The organism is Silvimonas iriomotensis (assembly GCF_014645535.1).
Lineage (GTDB): Bacteria > Pseudomonadota > Gammaproteobacteria > Burkholderiales > Chitinibacteraceae > Silvimonas > Silvimonas iriomotensis.
Map to the genome: position 1 here is coordinate 463,450 of NZ_BMLX01000003.1, position 17,621 is coordinate 481,070.

Consider the following 17,621-nt stretch of genomic DNA (forward strand, 5'->3'; position numbering starts at 1 on the left):
CTGGAACCAAATCCAAACCCAAACCCAAACCCAAACCCAAACCCAAACCCAAACCCAAACCCAAACCGGGTTATCTGGGTGCAGGTTTTGTAGGGTTGATTCGGAGCGGAGCGACAATCCACCATCGCAACGGTGGATTGCTTCGCGAATCCACCCTACGCCACTTCGCAAATCCGCCCCGTACTACTGTTTGCAAGACTGACTGGCGCGCCCCACCACTTCGTCATTCCGGACCTCGGCGGCCCCCTTGGCCAGAGTCCAGTCCGCAGCCCAACGGGCTGCTTTCGGTGGCCTACCATTGCCGCCTTGTGCTGATCCCGTGGTGCTTGCATGCATTGCAGCTGGATTCCGGCCTTCGCCGGAATGACGAGTCATTGGGGTGCGGGTTGGATTTGCCGCTGCCGCTGCCGCTGCCGCTGCCACTGCCACTGCCACTGCCACTGCCACTGCCATGGGCAGATATTGCTGTGGTTTGGGTTTTGCCGTTGTTGTTGCCGTTGTTGTTGCTGTTGTCGTTGTAGTTGCTTTTGACTTTCCTCCCCCATTAAAGCCAAGCGCCGATGGAGCGGAGGGAGACCTAAGGCTCCCGACCGACTGAGGGAAGCCCGGAGGGCCGCAGGCAGGGGTCGCCTTTCTTTGCCTACTTTCTTTGGCGAAGCAAAGAAAGTAGGGTGGGCCCGGCACCCCGGGTATCAAAACGCCTTAAAACCCGCGCCGCAGGCGCTAACAGCGGTTAAGGGTTTTGCAACAATGCCTTGGCACGCGCCCAACCCGGACTACGGCGCAACAGGCCCGCCGAGGCCCGGATTAACACATCAAAGGGCCGCTCCCGGCACCGCACGCGCTAACAGCGGTTAAAGGTTTTGTAACAGCACCCAAGCACACCCCCTCGCTGTCCCAAACCCCACACTTTGTCGCATCCCCTGCCGCCAGCAGCACACCCCCCCACATCCACCACCGGTTTTCACACCACAAACCGCACCCCCCCGCCTGGCACGCTTCCTGCAAATACCTCCCCCAGACCATCCCTCGATGCTCGACAAAAACCAGAAACCACAAGGATTTGCCATGACCGCCACCTTTACCCTCACCACCCCGGTTTCCCGCGCGCTCAATGCGCTGGCGCTGGAGCGTCCGGCCATCCAGACGCCGGCCGATGTCACCATCACCCCTACGGGCGGCGCGTTGGGGGCCGTTGTGCACGGGCTGGAGGCCAACCGCCCGCTGTCGTCAGACCTGGTGCTGCGCCTGAAAAAAGCGCTGGATGACCATCACATTCTCATCTTCCGCAAGCAGCAACTGAGCGATGACCGCTTCCTGGCGTTTACCACTTACTTCGGTTCGGTCTTCCGTCCGCCGGAAGACGTGCCGGTGCTGGCCTCGGAAGCGGCCGGCACGCCGCCGGATGTGGTGCCGGTTTCCAATCAGGCGGGCGGTTACACCGGTCACGGCGAGCTGACCCCGCATATCGATCACCAGTGGACGCCGCTGCCGTCCGCCGGGTCTTTGCTGTATGCGCTGGAAGTGCCGGCGTCGGGCGGGTTGACCAGCTGGTACAACATCGCCCAGGCGTACGAAGACCTGGATGACGAAACCCGCGCCGAGATCGATCAGTTGCAGCTGATCACCTACAACCCGTTCACCCATCCGCACGGTTTGCCGCGCCGTTTGTATCGCGAGCCGCATCAAACCCCGACCAGCGCGGCGTTCCCGCATCCGCTGGTGCGCACGCATCCTTCCAGCGGCAAGAAGGTGTTGTTCTTGTCCACCCATACCGAGGTTGAAGTGCCAGGTGTGGACCCGGAACACGCCCAGGCCTTGATTGCCCGCCTGCGCGATCACCTGCAAAACCCGGACTACCGCTACGAGCATGACTGGCAGGTGGGCGACATTGTGTACTGGGACAACCAGGCCACGTTGCATTCGCGCACGGCGTTTCCGGCTGAAGAGCGCCGTGTGCTCAAGCGCGTGAGCCTGGCTGGCAGCCGCCCCTTCTAAGCGATCAAGGAGAACCCCATGAGTCAACGCCAACTGAAACTCAATGCATTCCTGATGACCGCCGGCCACCACGTGGCGGCGTGGCGCCACCCGCAGGCCCGTGCCGATGGCGGCATCCAGTTTGCGCACTTCAAACAGATTGCGCAGACCGCCGAGCGCGCGAAATTTGATGCGGTGTTCTTTGCCGACAGCGCCGCAGTGTGGGGTGCCGGCGCAGAGCAAGAAGCGCAAAGCCGCAGCGCGCAGGCTGATCATTTCGAGCCGATCACGCTGCTCTCGGCGCTGTCTGCGGTGACCGATCACATTGGCCTGATCGCCACCGTGACCACCACTTACAACGAGCCGTATCACCTGGCGCGCAAGTTTGCCTCGCTCGATCATCTGTCTGGCGGGCGGGCCGGGTGGAATCTGGTGACGTCGGCCAACGCGGCCGAGGCGTTCAACTTCAGCCGCGAGGCGCATCTGGCGCACGCCGACCGCTACAATCGGGCCGAAGAATTCATCGATGTGGTAATCGGCCTGTGGGATAGCTGGGATGACGACGCCTTTGTGCGGGACAAACAATCCGGCCGTTTCTTCAAGCCGGACGCGGTGCACCGGCTGGATCACCAGGGCAAGCATTTCAGCGTGCGCGGGCCGTTGAATGTGGCGCGGCCGGTGCAGGGTTACCCGGTGATCGTGCAGGCGGGGTCGTCCGAGCCGGGCAAGGAGCTGGCCGCGCGCACGGCGGAAGTCATCTTCACCGCGCAGCAAACGCTGGCCGATGCGCAAGCCTTTTACCGCGACGTGAAAGGCCGGCTGGCGCGCTATGGCCGCACGCCCGATCAACTGAAAATCCTGCCAGGCGTGTTCCCGGTGGTGGGCCGCACGCGTGAAGAAGCACAAGAGAAATACCAGGCGCTGCAAGACCTGATCCACCCGGCCGTGGGGCTGGCGCTGCTGTCGGGCATGCTGGGCGGGGCCGATTTGTCGGGCTACCCGCTGGATGGCCCGCTGCCAGACCTGCCGGAAAGCAACGGCGGCAAGAGTCGTCAGCATTTGCTGGTGGAACTGGCGCGGCGCGACAAGCTGACCATCCGCGAACTCTATCTGCGCATTGCCGGCGCACGCGGGCATCTGACGCTGGTGGGCTCGGCCGTGGAAGTCGCTGACCAGTTGCAGGCATGGTTCGAGAACGACGCCGCCGATGGCTTTAATGTGATGCCGCCGACGCTGCCAGGCGGGCTGGATGATTTTATCGAACTGGTGCTGCCGATCCTGCGTGAGCGTGGGCTGTTCCGTACCGAGTATGAAGGCAACACCCTGCGCGAGAGCCTGGGGCTGGCGCGGCCGGCCAACCGCTATACGCACAAGGTGGTGGCCTAAGCAAAAAGGCGCTGATCCAGCACGGATCAGCGCCTTTTTTCAAAGCGCAAACCTCAAATCGCCTCACACCGCGCGGGCCAGATGCGCCAGCGTTAACCCGGATGGCGCGTTCTGTACGCCATCCAGCCAGCCGTGCCGCTTCATCAGCGTGCGCAAGGCATGGCGCGAAATCCCCAGCGCTTGCGCGGTGCGAACCTGATTGAACCGGTGCTGGGTCAGCGCCGTCTGCACAATCTGCCGCTCCAGCCGCGCAAACAGATCCGGCGTGGCTTCAGACAGCAAGCGGGTGAGCGCGTGGTCAATCAGATCATTAGGCTCGATCATGCCCGCCTCAACCGCCGGCGTTGGCACATTGGGCGCGGGCGGGTTCAGGTCCGGATCCAGCAACAGGTGTTCCGGCCGGATATCGCCCTCATGCGCCAGCAATAGCGCGGCGTGCATGACGTTTTCCAGTTCCCGGATATTGCCCGGCCAGCTGTGGCGCAACAGCGCCTGGCGAATATCCGCGCCCAGTTCCGGCGTGGCTTGCCCCTGGCGCTGGGCATAGCGCGCCAGGAAATGCTCTGCCAGCGGCAAGATATCGCCCGTGCGTTCCCGCAGCGGCGCGACGGGCAGGGTGATCAGATTGATGCGGTAATACAGATCGCGCCGAAAGCGCCCGTCCTGCACCGCCGCCTGCAAATCCACATTGGTGGCCGCCACCACGCGCACATCAATCGGCACCGGTTTGCGGGCGCCGACGCGGACGACTTCTTTTTCCTGCAGCACGCGCAGCAGGCGAGTTTGCAAGATCAGGGGCAGTTCACCGATCTCATCCAGAAACAGCGTGCCCCCGCGCGCCGCTTCAAAGTAACCCTCGCGCTGGCGCAACGCTCCGGTAAACGCCCCGGCCTCGTGGCCGAAGAATTCACTTTCCGCCAGCGTTTCGTTGATCGCCCCGCAATTGACCGCCACAAACGGCCCGCTGCGCTTGCTGGCTTCATGCAGCTTGCGGGCGAGGATTTCCTTGCCGGTGCCGGTCTCGCCCATGATCAGGATGGCGGCCTCGCTGGGGGCGACTTTTTCCAGCCGGGTAAAGAGCGCGCGGCTGGCGGGGTCAGAGAACACCACCGCCTTGGCCCGCTCGGTTTTGGCGGGGTCGGCGGGGAGGGTGTAGATGGGGGTATTCGACAGCATGGCAGCTCCTGGGGTGGGTTTTTTCCAGGTGGGGGCATGGAACTGGATTGACTTTATAGGGGATTTTTAATAACTAAAAATAATTTGTGGATTTGTTGTTATTCTATTTTGTGTGAGTTGGGGTGCTGTTGGCGGGGAGGAGGGGGTGGTGGCGACACTCTGCCGTTGTGGTGGTTTGCAACTTTGAATTGATGTTAGCGCCTGGCGGCGCGGTGGTTTACATGTCGGGGGTTGCCCGACAGCAAGTGCCTTTCTTTTGGGTCGCCAAAAGAAAGGCACCAAAGAAAAGGCGACCCCTGCGACAGCGCCCTTCGGGTTCCCTGCGCTTCTCGCGAAGTCCGGCTGGCTGCGGGAACTCGCTTCGCTCAAACCCCCCTCCGCCGAAACCCCGGACTTCACTGCGATGCTCGGCGCAGTCAAGGGGAGGTACGTCAAAAGCAACGGCAACCCCGAAAATCAACCGCAAAGGCAAAGGCAAAGGCAAAGGCAAAACCCTGCGGCAATGGCCAATCAACACCGCGCGCGTCCCGCCACTTCGTCATTCCGGACCTCGGCGGCCCCTTTGGCCGGAATCCAGTACGGGGCCGGAAAGGCCCCTTTGCGGGCAAGGATTTGAAGGCCAGACGTAGGGTGGATTCGGAGCGGAGCGACAATCCACCATTGCAACGGCGGATTGCTTCGCGAATCCACCCTACGCCACTGTTTGCAAGAATGATTGACGATCCCCTCCACCTCGTCATTCCGGACCTCGGCGGCCCCTTTGGCCAGAATCCAGTCCGCAGCCCAACGGGCTGCTTTCGCTGGCCTATCGCCGCCGCCTTGTGCTGATTCCGTGGCGCTTGCATGCATTGCAGCTGGATTCGCCAAGGGGGGGCCGCCGAGGTCCGGAATGACGAGGCAGTGGGGTGCGTGTTGGATTTGCCACTGCCACTGTTGTTGCCACGGGTATTGCTGTGGTTTGGGTTTTGCCTTTGTCGTTGCTGTTGCTGTTGCTGTTGCTGTTGTTGCCGTTGCCGTTGTAGTTGCTTTTGACCTTCCTCCCCCATTAAAGCCAAGCGCCGAAGGAGCGGAGGGAGACCTTAGGCTCCCGACCGACTGAGGGCAGCCCGGAGGGCCGCCAGGCTGGGGTCGCCTTTCTTTGCCTACTTTCTTTGGCGAAGCAAAGAAAGTAGGGTGCTCCGGCCACCGCCGGTATCAAAACGCCTTTAAACCCGCGCCGTCAGGCGCTAACACTCAGACAGCAACCCCAGGCAAACCACCTCCGCCAGCCACCACCACAACCCACCCCCAAAAAACCAACCTACCAGGCAAACTGCCACTCCCCCGCCGTCAGCGGATCAGGCCGCCTCAACGCCAGATCCGCCACCAACTTCCCATCACCAAACTCCTGCAACACATCCTCCTTGATCGCCGCAAAATCATAACTCCCCCGATCACGCGGCCGGGCCAGCGGTACATCGACAATCCGCTTGATCCGCCCCGGGCGCGGTTGCATGACTACGATGCGGTCGCCCAGATACACGGCTTCTTCCACATCATGCGTCACCAGAATCATGGTGATGCCTTCCTGTTCCCAGATGCGCTGCAGTTCTTGCTGCAGATAGTTGCGGGTCAGCGCGTCCAGGGCGCCGAAGGGTTCGTCCAGCAGCAGCACTTCCGGGCGGTTCACCAGCGCGCGGGCGATGGCGACGCGCTGGCTCATGCCGCCGGACAACTGATACGGGTAGGCGCCTTCAAACCCTTTCAGACCAACCAGATCAATATGCTCCTGGATGGCTTTCTGGCGCTGGGCCGGGGTTTGTTCGCTGTTGAGCAAACCCAGGCCGACGTTTTGCTCTACCGTCAGCCACGGGAACAGGCGGTGCTCCTGGAAGACGATGCCGCGGTTCAGGCTGGTGCCGGTGATGCGCTGGCCATCCAGTGCGATCTCGCCCTGGTAGTCTTGCTCCAGGCCAATGATCAGGCGCAACAGGGTGGATTTGCCGCAACCGCTGGCGCCGACGATGCTGACGAACTCGCCCGGCTTGATGGAGAGCGAGATGTTTTCCAGCACCGGCTTGGGTTCGCCGGCAACCGGGTAGTGCTTGCCCAGATTGCGGATGTCGAGCGTGGCTGCATGTGCCATGGTGGTTTCCTTGTTCAGTGTGGGTATGTGCGGTTCAGCGGCGTTGCCAGCGGGTGAGATAGCGCTCCACGCCGTCCGCCAGCGCGGTAAAGCCGTAGCCGATCAGGCCGACCAGAATCACGCCCAGCAGCACGTAATCCATGCGGAACTGTTCCTGGCCATCGGTCAGCAAGTTGCCGATGCCGGTGCCGGCGGTCAGCAGGTATTCAGAGCCCAGGGTCGCCAGCCAGGCGTAGATCAGCGCCAGGTACACGCCGCTGAAAATGCCGGGCAGGGCGGCGGGCAGGACGACGCGGCGCACCAGTTGCAGACGGTGCCAGCCCAGCACGCGGGCGACTTCCACCAGCTCTTTGGGCACGCCGCGCACGGCGACGAGGGTGTTGATAAACGCGGGCCAGAACGCGGCCAGCGCAATGAAGGCGATCTTGGCCAGATCTCCCAGGCCAAACCACAAAGAGATCAGCGGCACCCAGGCAAAGATCGAGACTTGTTTGAAGGCATTGAGCGTCGGGTTAAAGACGTTCTCTGCCAGCCGGAACAAACCCAGCACTACCCCTAACGCCAGACCGGCGAGCGTCCCTACGGCAAAGCCGGCCAGGTCTCGCGCCAGGCTGGCGCTGAGGGCTTGCCACAGCGTGCCGGTGCGGATCAGTTCAATGGCCGATTCCAGTACCTTGCCGGGCGAGACAAACAGCGGGCTGGCGACACGGCCGCTGGCGTAGCCGGCCCACCACAAGAACAGGATCAGCGCCGGCAGTACCCAGCCGCGCAAGGCGGGCGGGACGGCGGCGGGGTGCAGATAACGCCACCAGGATGTGCGGGTTGGTGTGGTCATGATTTCCCCTCAGAACGCTTCACGGCGCCAGCGCAGCAGGCGTTTTTCGATGACGGACAAGAGCTTGTCCAGCACAAAGCCGACCCCGCCGATAATCACCACGGCGGCCAGCACGACATCCAGCTGGAACAACTGGCGGCCATAGACAATCAGAAAGCCCAGCCCCTCACTGGAGGCCAGTAGTTCTACGGCTACAAGGGCCAGCCAGGCGTTGGTCAGACCGTAACGGATGCCATTCCAGATGCCGGGCAAAGCAGCGGGCAGGATCACCCGGGTGAGTTGCTGCCAGCGGCCAAAGCCGTAAATACGCGCCACCTCAAGGTATTGCGGCGGCACGCTGCGGATGCCCTGATCGGTGTTGATCGCCACCGGCACCAGCACCGCCTTGGCGACCAGCACCACTTTCAGCGCCTCTTCCATGCCCAGCAGCAAGATCAGGAACGGCAGCCAGCCCAGCACCGGCACCTGGGCCACGGCGCGAAACAGCGGGTAGACGTAGTCGCGGAACAGGCTGGAAAGCCCAAAGCCGATGCCCAGCAGCAAACCCAGCGCCGCGCCCAGCCCGAAGCCCCACACCACGCGCCAGAAGCTGACCAGCGCGTTGCGCGTCAGATCGCCGTTTTGGGCCAGATCAGCCAGCGCGGTCAGCACCGTGGCGGGGCCGGGCAGGATTTGCGCGGCTATCCACTGGTAATGCGCGGCCAGTGCCCACGCGGCCAGCAAGGCCAGCGGGAACAACAGCGCAATCAGCACGCGGGCGGCATGGCGCGGCAGGTGCCAGTGCCGCGGCGCGCGGACGATTGCCGGTTCTGGCGCGGTCGGCAGCGGCAGCAAAGGTTGTTGGGTCAGCATGGGCTCTCCCTGCAGTCTCATTTGGCGGCCAGTTTGCGGCCGCTGTTGTCCAGCGCCGGCCAGAACCCGGTGAGCTGGGACTGTTGCAGCGCGGCGGCCAGGAACGAGCTATCGGCCCACTGTTTGACGTCGACACGTGCGCGCGCCAGTTTCAGGCGGTACGCGTCATCGGCCACGCCCTGATACAACGACAGCGCGTAATCGGTCAGCAGCGGGCTGGATTGCAGCAAGACATCCTCGCCGTCCTGATCTTCATGCAGGGTTTTTTCCGGGAAGCCCATTCTGGCGGCAAGGCTGATGGCGGCGTTGGTATTGGCCGGATCAGCCAGCCAGCGGTTGGCCGGCAAGATGGCCTTCAACAGGCGCGTGGTGGTTTGCGGATATTTGCGGGCAAAGTCATCCGTCACCAGCACGCCGGAATTGCATGCAAAAGCCGCATTGTCGTGATCGCTGAACACAATGCGCGCCAGGCCTTTATCCTTGAGCGGCAGAATCTGCACCCACGAGAACACCGCATCAATCGAGCGGCTGGTCAGCGCCGGCGCAATGCCTTCTACTGACAAATTCACCACGCGGATATCCCGCTCGGTCAGGCCATTGGCGGCCAGGATGCGGTTGATGGGCGTCTGGATATTGGTGCCGATGGAGAACCCGACGCGCTTGCCCTTGAGGTCTTTCACACTCTTGATGGGCGAATCTGGCGGCACGGCCAGGTAAACGTGCTGACGGGTGCCAGAGAGCGCAATCAGCCGGGTATTAAGGCCACCGGCCTTGCCGACCAGCGAGGGCAGATCGCCCTGGAATGCAAAATCCAGCTGCTTGTTGGTGAGTGCTTCATTTACGGCCGGGCCGGCACCGCGGAAAAACACCCAGTCGATCTTTACGTTGTCTTTCTTGAACTCTTCTTCGATCAGGCCGCGCGTATACGCCACGCCGATCGGGCCGACGGTGAAGGCCGGCGGGTTGCCGGTTTTGGGTGTCGCCACGCCAATGTGAATGACAGTGGGCGGGGTTTCGGCCGATGCGCCGGTGGCCAGGCCAAATGCCGCCACCGCCAGGGTGAGGCGTGCCAGCGGGCCACGCAAAGATAAAAGGCTGAACATGGGCAGGTCCTCAGTGGTTCAAGTGGATGTGGTTGTGGATGTTGTTTTGGGTTTGTTTTGCGGTTTGTTTCTGGCTGGATCAGTGCGTCGGGCCGCGCCAGACCAGCAAGCGCGCTTCCAGCCCTTGCGCCAGGCGGTTCAGCGCGTAACCGGTCAGGCCGATCACCAGCATGCCGACGATGATCACGTCGACCCGGAACGCCGCCCGGCCGCGGATCACCGTCGCGCCGACACCGGTGGCATCAAAACTGGGCAGCAAGAACTCGGCGCCGATGGTGGCCAGCCAGGCATAGATCAGCGCCAGGTTCAGCCCGGTCAGTATCTGCGGTGACGCGGCCGGCAACACCAGACGCACAAGGCGCTGCCAGCGGCTGAAGCCATACACGCGGGCGACTTCAAACTGCGCTTGGCTCACGCTGCGAATCCCTTCATGCGTGGACAGCACCACCGGGTAAAACGCCGCCACCGCAATGAACAACACGCGCGCCTGATCGGTGTAACCCAGCCAGATCGAGATCAACGGAATCCACGCAAACAGGCTGATCTGCCGCAGCGTGTGAAAGGTCGGGCCCAGCAAGCGATCGGCCCAGCGGGATAAACCCAGCAAGGTGCCAAAGGCGATGCCCGCCAGGCTGCCCAGCACAAAGCCGGACAGATCCCGCGCCAGGCTGGCGGCCAGCGCATGCGCAAAACCGTTGGCGGTGATCTCTTGCCAGCCGGCTTGCAGCACGGCCCACGGGCTGACGATCAACCGCGTGTTCACCCAGCCGACGCTGGCGGCCACTTGCCACAGCGCCACAAACAGCAGCGGGAAAACCAGGCCGCGCCAGTCGCGTTGCCAGAGCGCAGGGCGATGAGAAGAAGTGGACATGGTTTTCTCCTTAAAACGCGTTACGACGCCAGCGTTGCAGGCGCTGTTCGATCAACGCCAGCAAGCGATCCAGCACCACGCCGACGATGCCGATCAGGATCATGGCGACGACGACGAGATCCAGTTGCAGCAACTGGCGGCCCCACACCATCAGGTATCCCACGCCTTCGCCCGCCGCCAGCAACTCGACAAACACCAGGGCCAGCCATGCCTGCATCACGGCCTGGCGCAGGCCGTTAAACAGCGTGGGCAATGCGCTGGGCAGCACCACACGCGTGATCACCTGGGGCAGGCTGAAGCGGTAAACCCGCGCGACATCCAGCAAAGGGCGTGGTACCTGGGCGATCCCTTTGGTGGTCTGCACGGTGACGGGCACGATCACGGCCAGCGAAATCGCCAGCACTTTCAGCGGCTCGCCAATGCCGACGAAGATGATCAGCAGCGGAATCCAGCCAATCACCGGAAACTGCGCCACCACTTCAAATGTCGGGTACAGATACGCACGGGCGCGGCGGGAGAACCCGAACAGCACGCCCAGCACCAGGCCCGCGCCGCCGCCCAGCAGCAAGCTCCAGCCCACACGTTTGAGGCTGATCACAAGGTTGCTGGTCAGGTCGCCGCTTTGCCACAGATCGATGAACGAGGCGTAAACCAGCGCCGGCGAGGGCAGCAATTGCACCGGCAGCCAGTGCGCGCTGGCGGCGTGTTGCCACAGGGCCAGCAGCAGCAAGGGCACAATCGCGCCTGCCAGCACATGACTGGCTTTGACCAGCACGCCCGCCAGCCGGGAGGCACCCGGGGCGGGGCGGGCAGGGGCCGCCAGGATGACGGCGGTAGAACTGTCTGCAGACATGAACGCAACTCCGGTCAGTGCCCGCCACCAGACCGTGATGGCGGGCTGGCTATGGTTACTTCTTGATATTGCCGTTGGCGTCGTATTCGTCCCAGAAGTGCTCAAGATGCTGCTCTTTGAGCGCCGTTTGCAGGTACTTGGGTTCAATCCAGCCATCCAGGCTGACGTCGTGGCGGATCAGCTTGTAGCGTTTGGCTTCGTTCACCGATTTTTGCAGCGTGGCGCGGTAGTAATCGTCCAGCAGCGGGTTGTTGACTTCCTTGAGCTGATACCCCTGATAGTTCTTCAGGTAGTCGCCATAACCGGTGTTACCCGACTGCGCCCACTGGTGAAACAGCTTGTCGCGGTTGGCTTCATCGGCTGTCCACTGCGCGGTTTTCACCAGCACGTTCACCACGCGCTGCACGATCTGCGGGTACTTCTTTTCAAAATCCGTGGTGACCCAGAACGTCCCGACCGAGGTGATTTTGGGATCGCGCTGGATGGTGACCAACCGTTTGGCGATACCGCGTGCTTCCAGATCCCACGGCGAAATGATGGTGCCGTCGATAGTCTTGGTCGCCAGCGAGGCCTTCTGGTTGTCGGCGTTCTGGGTGAGGATGGTGAAGTCTTTCTCGGTCAGGCCGTTGGCTTCCAGCACGCGGTCCAGCACCAGCTGGTTGGCTGTGCCCTTGAAGGTCGACAGCGTCTTGCCTTTGAGGTCTTGCAGGGTTTTGGCCTGGCTATCTACCGGCGTGACCACGTAGGTCGGGCCAAAGCGCGCCACGCCCAGAATGATGTGGTGAGAGATACCGGTAGAGCGGCCCACGATCAGCGGCAAGTCGCCGTGGTAGGCAAAATCCACCAGGCCGTTGGCGGCTTGTTCATTCACGGCCGGGCCGGCGCCGGGGAAGAACGTCCATTGCACCTTGATGCCGTCCGCCTTGAATTCTTTTTCCAGCGCCGAGAGGTAATTGGCCGACGCAATGAAGTTGGTATCGCCCAGCGGCCGGCCACCGGTTCCCGCACCCGGGTAGGCAATGCGGATCACGGTCGGTTTGTCTTCGGCATGGGCCGGTGTGGTCAGGGTCAATGTGGCCAGCGCCAGGGCGGCCAGGGTGCGCAAAAAGTGCTGTTTCATGATGTGTCCTGTGGTTTGCGGTTTTTGTTATGCGCTCGATCAGAAGCCGAACTGGAACTGCGCCAGCAATTCAGAGATGTCTGACTTGGTGGCCGGGTTGGCGACGGCCGCGTTCTCGTACAGATAGCGGTTGAAGTTGAGCTGGAACTTGGTGGTCTGGGCGAAGAACACATTCAGGCCCAGCGTGGCGATGGTCGACTTGGCGCTCTTGGCCTCTGACAACGACGTGTTGGGGTTCCATTGGTCCCAGCGGGCAAATGCCTGGTAGGACTTGGGCCAGTAATCGTCGTACTTGGCCTGGCTCTTGGAGCTGTTGAGGAACTGTTCGCCCCACGTATAGAACGCGGTGAAGGTATTGCTGGTGCCCTTCACGCCCGGTGTGCCGACGCCGCTGATGGCGTCTTTGTTGCGGGCCTGCACGTATTCATAGGTCGCGCCAAACGGGAAGTGGTTGTAGTACACATCCACGCCGTAGAAGTGGTCGTATCCCAGCGGGTTCACGGTGGTCGAACCATTCACCAGGCTCAGCCCGCCCTGGTAGTACGAGGCGCCAATCTTCAGCTCGCGCAGCCAGCTGGTGTAATCCACCGGCAGCGTATAGGTGGCGCGGGCCACAAAGCCCTTGTTGTTATTGTTGTCCTGCACGTTGGGGCCGCTGCCGTTCACCACGCCGATGGCGTACTCAAACAAGGGCGCGCGGTAGTTGGAGGAATAATCCACATTGGGCGAGTAATCGCCCCGCGCGATCAGGCCGATCTGGCGGAACCCAAGGCCCGTGCCATTGAGGAACTGCGCGTTGTTGATGACCGGACGCAGCGATTCATCTGTCTGGATTTCCAGACCGAACGGCATCAGTTGCTGACCCAGGGTCAGGTTGAAGATCGGGTTTTCCAGATCGCCGCCGCTGGGGACGGGGCTATAGCGCAGATAGGCATCCTGCACGTTGAAATAGTTGTTGGCCGACGGGGGCGAGCTTTGCGCGTAGCCCAGCTGCAGGCGGTAATCCAGGTTGCGGCCTTCCTTGTAATCCTTGTACAGACTGCCCGAGAACGACACCAAAGCCAGCGGGATGCTGAAGCCGGAATTGCGCGGGCTGGAGGGCGACGCCGCGCCACCGCTCACCGATGGCGTTTCAGCGGCGTAACGGGCCTGGATCGTGCCGTTGATATTGGTATTGCGCAGCGTCAGCGCCTGGCCGGTGTCGTGATCGTGCTGCTGTTGGTACTTGTAGTTTTCCAGGTCCGCGCGCAGGCCGTCGATATCCTGGCGGGTGGCCACCTGGCTGGCCGGATCGGCCTCGGCGCTGGCGGCCGGTACACCATCCGTGGCGGCGACAGCGGCGGGAGCAGGTGTTGGTGTGGTGGTGGCGGTTTTCTGTGCCTGCAGTTGCTGCTTGAGGCTGTCTACCGCCGCTTGCAGCGCTTCAATCTTTTTTTCCAGCTCTTCAGTGCTGGGTGCGGCGGCGTGGCTGGTGCCGGCCAGGGCCAGCAAGCTGGCGCCGACCACCAGTTTTTTCCGGTGTTTTTTTGATAATTGCATGCTCAGCGTATCCCTTGATCAAGTCAGTGCGGCGGTGCTGGCCGCGTAATGTTGGTGTTGTGTCTGGTTTGCCTGTCTTGCGGTGACATGAGGCAAAAAGCCTTGCTGGACTACAGTGAGTCGGGGTGGTCCATAACGGCATGGCGATCTCCGGAGGTGCACCGCAGGGGCGGGTGGAGTCCTTATAAGCAGAACTCGTGCCAGACGATGTTTTTTAGAAATATATGGAATAAAACAGACAGGGCGCGGGATAGCGCGAAATGCGCTGTGGCAAATCAAACAGTTTGTGGCGAAGGCTGCAGGGTTCTTCACAGCCCACACGCAAAACCGGGTGGAGAAGCACGCCAGATGCGGCCTGGCGGCCTGGAATGGTCATTGCTCTGTAACGACGGACTATTCCCCCGCTGGAGTTCACATGAGCCATACCTTGTTGCAGGCGCGTTATGGCAGCGCCCAAACCCCGATCGCAGCAGCACCGCTGAATGCCACGCTGCACACCTTGCTGGCCCATCGTTCAGTGCGCGCGTTTTTGCCTGACCCGGTCAGCGCGGAAACGCTGAGCGTGTTGATTGCCGCCGCGCAATCGGCCGCGACTTCATCCAACCTGCAGGCCTGGAGCGTGGTGGCGGTGCAAAACCCGGAACGCAAAGCGCGGCTGGCGGCGCTGGCCGCCAACCAGGCACATATCAAGGAAGCGCCGCTGTTGCTGGTGTTTCTGGCTGATCTGTCCCGGCTTGAACGCACGGCAGGCCGGCAGCAACACAGCGTGGATGGCTTGCAGTATCTGGAGTCCTTTGTGTTGGCCGCCATTGACGCTGCCTTGGCCGCGCAGAACGTGGTCTCGGCGGCCGAGTCTCTGGGGCTGGGCACCGTGTATATCGGCGCGATCCGCAATCAGCCTGAAGCGGTTGCCGCAGAGCTCAATTTGCCCGGCCAGGTGTTTCCGGTGTTCGGGCTGGTGGTAGGAACGCCCGATCCCGCCCGGCCGGCGTCAGTCAAACCCCGCCTGCCGCAAAGCGTGGTGCTGCATCACGAGCAATACGAAAGCGCACCGGAAGCCGCGGCCATCGCCGGTTACGATGAAATCCTCAAAGCCTTTTACGCCAGCCAGGGGCTGCCGCCGGTACCGTGGTCGCAGCATGTGCTGGGCCGGGTGAAAGACGCTGCCGCGCTCAATGGGCGTGATCGACTGGCGCAAGCGGCCAGAACACTGGGCTTTGGCCTGGTTTGAGGAGGGAAACCACATGACCAGCCTGACCCTGGATACGCCGGCACTGGCGCAGCAATACGATGAAATCAGCGATCCGCAATACGAGCACGGCCAGTTTTTGCTGCAGGCGCTCTCGCTCAAGGCGGGTGACCAGCTGCTGGATATTGGCGCCGGCACCGGCCGCCTGAGCGAACTGGCCGCGCGCCATCATGTCGGCCCGCACGGCCAGGTCACCGCGCTGGAGCCACTTCCGCTACGTGTCGAGATCGCCCGCAAGCGCGCCTCGGCCAATCACACGGCGGAAGTCGGCCAGGGCGAAGACCTGAGCCGCTATGCCGATGGCCAGTTTGACGCGGTGATCCTCAACAGTGTCTATCACTGGCTGCCCGACAAAGCCCGCGTGCTGGCCGAGGCATTCCGTGTGCTCAAGCCCGGCGGCCGTATTGGCATTAGCTCCGCCGCGCGTGAACGCCCGCACGACATCCAGCAGATCATCAGCCGCGCACTGGGCCAGAACGGCCTTGGCCGCGGTCATGCCATTGGCAGCACGCCTTACAAAGTCAGCTTTGCAGAACTGGCAAAGCAACTGGAGCACGCCGGGTTTCTGGTCGACGAAATCCGTATCCGGCGCTTTGCCGACCGCTTTCCCAACACCCAGGCCGCGCTGGATTTCTCGGCCGCCAGTTCGTTCGGCAACTTCCTGAACGAGTTCCTGCCGGACGTGCGCAGCAGCTTGCTGGCCGATATCCACCACGCCCTGGCGCAATACCGGCAAGCGGACGGATCGTTGCTGCTGTACCGCAACCTGCTGTTTGCCGTGGGGAAAAAACCGAACGCCTGATGGCGCAACCCAAAGCCCGCGCTGGCGCCGGCCAGGGCGGGCTTGATGGCAATGATCTTGTGTCTGGCAGAGGGCCAGGTGTTGCCCCTGCGCGGAGGTCAAACCGCGACAACCAGCATGGGGTCTGGCCGTCGCGGCTGTCTTCCTCCTCCCCTTGCGCCCCGCCTCCCGCATCACGGTGATACGAAGGTCACCGTATAACTGAATGACCGGTCCACCCCGCCGATCATCACGTGATTGATGGTGACGTTGAGCCGGGTGTCGTTCGGGTTGCGATCCCAGCTGCTGCCGTTGATGGTCCAGCCGAGGGTGTCATCGGCGTAGCCCCGATCCAGTTCGCCCACGCCAGACACGGCCACGGCGTTGCCGGCGTCGTCCGTCATGCTGACGGTGGCCGCTGAAAAATCCGCATCCGGATACGAGAACGACCACTGCATGCTGGCAGGTTCAAAAATATGCTCGTCACGCGGGACATAACCCGGTGGCGGCCAGGCAATGCCGTTGGCCGGGGTGTACGCCGGGCCATCATTGCCGACCACCCACAGCGCGTCGGCGCGCGGGGTATCGCCGCTGCCCACGACGGCCAGGCGCGAATACAGCACCCAGCGCCGGTGCCCCAGCGTGGTAATGCCCACATCTGTTACATACAGGCGGATACCGCCAATGCCCTGATTGAGCCAGGGCGTCCCCAGCGAGAGGTCCGAACTGCCCGCCGCAGTGGCGCCCGCGGTGGTGTAACAGGCCCACGATGCTGGCGGGTTGTGATCCAGCGTGTTGTTGGCATCCATCATCAGCGCGGCCTGCTGGGCTTGCGCCGAGAGATCCAGCGACAGCGTGACATTCCCCGGCAGCCCGGCCATGGCCCGGTAGTAGTTCACGAGGCGCACCACGGCGTTCTTGTAGGCCAGCGGGGTATCACCGGCATTGCACTGGCTCACATTGCCGGTCCAGGAAAACGGCGTGGCCTGCAGGGACAGAAAATCGTTGTTGTAATGCGTCATGACTTCGGCGCGGTTGCTGGTGTCGATCGGCGCAAACGCGGTGCCGCTGGCCACGGTGCTGGTCGGTGCGGCCGTGTTGGCGTTGCTGGCCGGATCGCCGCTGCCGTCACCCCCGCCGCAGGCCACCAGCAGGCCACACAGCCCCACGAGGGCAGGCAGGCGACAACCTGTACGCATAGAAGGCAGATTCAAGGGTGCCTCCATCATCTTCTTGTCATGTTGTCATGGTAGAGGCGCGCCGCGCGCTAGCAGTTTGGGGCGATTGCCGGTGCGTGCCGTGTCAGCGTGGCGTGCATGGGGCCGTGAGGCGGCTGACCCGCCGTGCCTTGGCAAATCGGCCTTGCTGGTTGGTTATGTCAGTTACGGCTGACAAACTGCGGCCAGAAAAACCGGGCTGAAAGCTTACGGCTGTCGGATGGCGATTGAAAAAGCGCGCGCCAGGGTCTGTTCTTGATGATGGTTTTTCTGGTTTCTTTCAGACACTTGGTGAACGAATTACGCGCCTGGCATTAAAAAATGCGCCTGTGCCTTGCTTTATCGACTTGCCTGTTTACTCTCATAACTAAGTGCCGGACAAAATTAAAAAACCATGATGCGCTGATCATCAATCGCCCGTTTTCTTACTGATTCTGAAATAAAAATGGATTTGGCAAGGGGCGCTTGAAGCGCAGTACATCATTTGCATTGCACCGCGGGGCGCATATTGCAGTTGGCGCCCGGTCTTGCCGGTAA

14 protein-coding genes are annotated in these 17,621 nt (G+C 62.3%); 4 read left to right on the forward strand and 10 right to left on the reverse strand.

The window, feature by feature from the left end:
• Window positions 1-1,068 precede the first annotated feature (1,068 nt).
• Together IEX57_RS13590 and IEX57_RS13595 are read left to right on the forward strand one after the other, a co-directional pair.
• Window positions 1,069-1,998 (forward strand): TauD/TfdA dioxygenase family protein, encoded by a 930-nt coding sequence (locus IEX57_RS13590; protein WP_188704887.1) that lies wholly within the window; start codon window positions 1,069-1,071, stop codon window positions 1,996-1,998.
• Between the two features lie 18 nt (window positions 1,999-2,016).
• Complete coding sequence (locus IEX57_RS13595; protein WP_188704888.1) at window positions 2,017-3,363, forward strand: LLM class flavin-dependent oxidoreductase; 1,347 nt, start codon at window positions 2,017-2,019, stop codon at window positions 3,361-3,363.
• 63 nt (window positions 3,364-3,426) lie between these two features.
• Here the strand turns inward: IEX57_RS13595 and IEX57_RS13600 are convergent, their stop codons facing one another.
• The 9 genes from IEX57_RS13600 to IEX57_RS13640 all read right to left on the reverse strand — a co-directional run bounded on the left by IEX57_RS13600 (window position 3,427) and on the right by IEX57_RS13640 (window position 13,837).
• Entirely contained in the window at window positions 3,427-4,539 is a 1,113-nt protein-coding gene (locus tag IEX57_RS13600) for a sigma-54 interaction domain-containing protein (protein ID WP_188704889.1), read from the reverse strand.
• A gap of 1,300 nt (window positions 4,540-5,839) precedes the next feature.
• A complete protein-coding gene (locus IEX57_RS13605; protein WP_188704890.1) occupies window positions 5,840-6,664 on the reverse strand; it encodes an ABC transporter ATP-binding protein in 825 nt (274 codons plus the stop codon).
• A 34-nt stretch (window positions 6,665-6,698) separates the two neighbouring features.
• Entirely contained in the window at window positions 6,699-7,499 is an 801-nt protein-coding gene (locus tag IEX57_RS13610; protein ID WP_188704891.1) for an ABC transporter permease, read from the reverse strand.
• A 9-nt stretch (window positions 7,500-7,508) separates the two neighbouring features.
• Window positions 7,509-8,351 (reverse strand): ABC transporter permease, encoded by an 843-nt coding sequence (locus tag IEX57_RS13615; RefSeq protein WP_188704892.1) that lies wholly within the window; start codon window positions 8,349-8,351, stop codon window positions 7,509-7,511.
• Window positions 8,352-8,368: 17 nt separating this feature from the next.
• Entirely contained in the window at window positions 8,369-9,454 is a 1,086-nt protein-coding gene (locus IEX57_RS13620; RefSeq protein WP_188704893.1) for an ABC transporter substrate-binding protein, read from the reverse strand.
• A gap of 79 nt (window positions 9,455-9,533) precedes the next feature.
• Entirely contained in the window at window positions 9,534-10,325 is a 792-nt protein-coding gene (locus IEX57_RS13625) for an ABC transporter permease (protein WP_188704894.1), read from the reverse strand.
• 10 nt (window positions 10,326-10,335) lie between these two features.
• Window positions 10,336-11,178, reverse strand: a complete 843-nt coding sequence (locus IEX57_RS13630; RefSeq protein ID WP_188704895.1) for an ABC transporter permease — start codon at window positions 11,176-11,178, stop codon at window positions 10,336-10,338.
• 55 nt (window positions 11,179-11,233) lie between these two features.
• Entirely contained in the window at window positions 11,234-12,298 is a 1,065-nt protein-coding gene (locus IEX57_RS13635) for an ABC transporter substrate-binding protein (RefSeq protein ID WP_188704896.1), read from the reverse strand.
• Between the two features lie 39 nt (window positions 12,299-12,337).
• Complete coding sequence (locus IEX57_RS13640) at window positions 12,338-13,837, reverse strand: putative porin (protein ID WP_188704897.1); 1,500 nt, start codon at window positions 13,835-13,837, stop codon at window positions 12,338-12,340.
• Window positions 13,838-14,252: 415 nt separating this feature from the next.
• On the opposite strand from IEX57_RS13640, the gene IEX57_RS13645 reads away from it, so the two are divergent.
• Entirely contained in the window at window positions 14,253-15,068 is an 816-nt protein-coding gene (locus IEX57_RS13645; RefSeq protein WP_188704898.1) for a nitroreductase family protein, read from the forward strand.
• A gap of 13 nt (window positions 15,069-15,081) precedes the next feature.
• Complete coding sequence (locus IEX57_RS13650; RefSeq protein ID WP_188704899.1) at window positions 15,082-15,888, forward strand: class I SAM-dependent methyltransferase; 807 nt, start codon at window positions 15,082-15,084, stop codon at window positions 15,886-15,888.
• A gap of 173 nt (window positions 15,889-16,061) precedes the next feature.
• Here IEX57_RS13650 and IEX57_RS13655 read toward each other — a convergent pair whose 3' ends face one another.
• On the reverse strand, window positions 16,062-17,081 hold the full coding sequence (locus tag IEX57_RS13655) for a CAP domain-containing protein (protein ID WP_188704900.1): 1,020 nt from the start codon (window positions 17,079-17,081) through the stop codon (window positions 16,062-16,064).
• Window positions 17,082-17,621 lie beyond the last annotated feature (540 nt).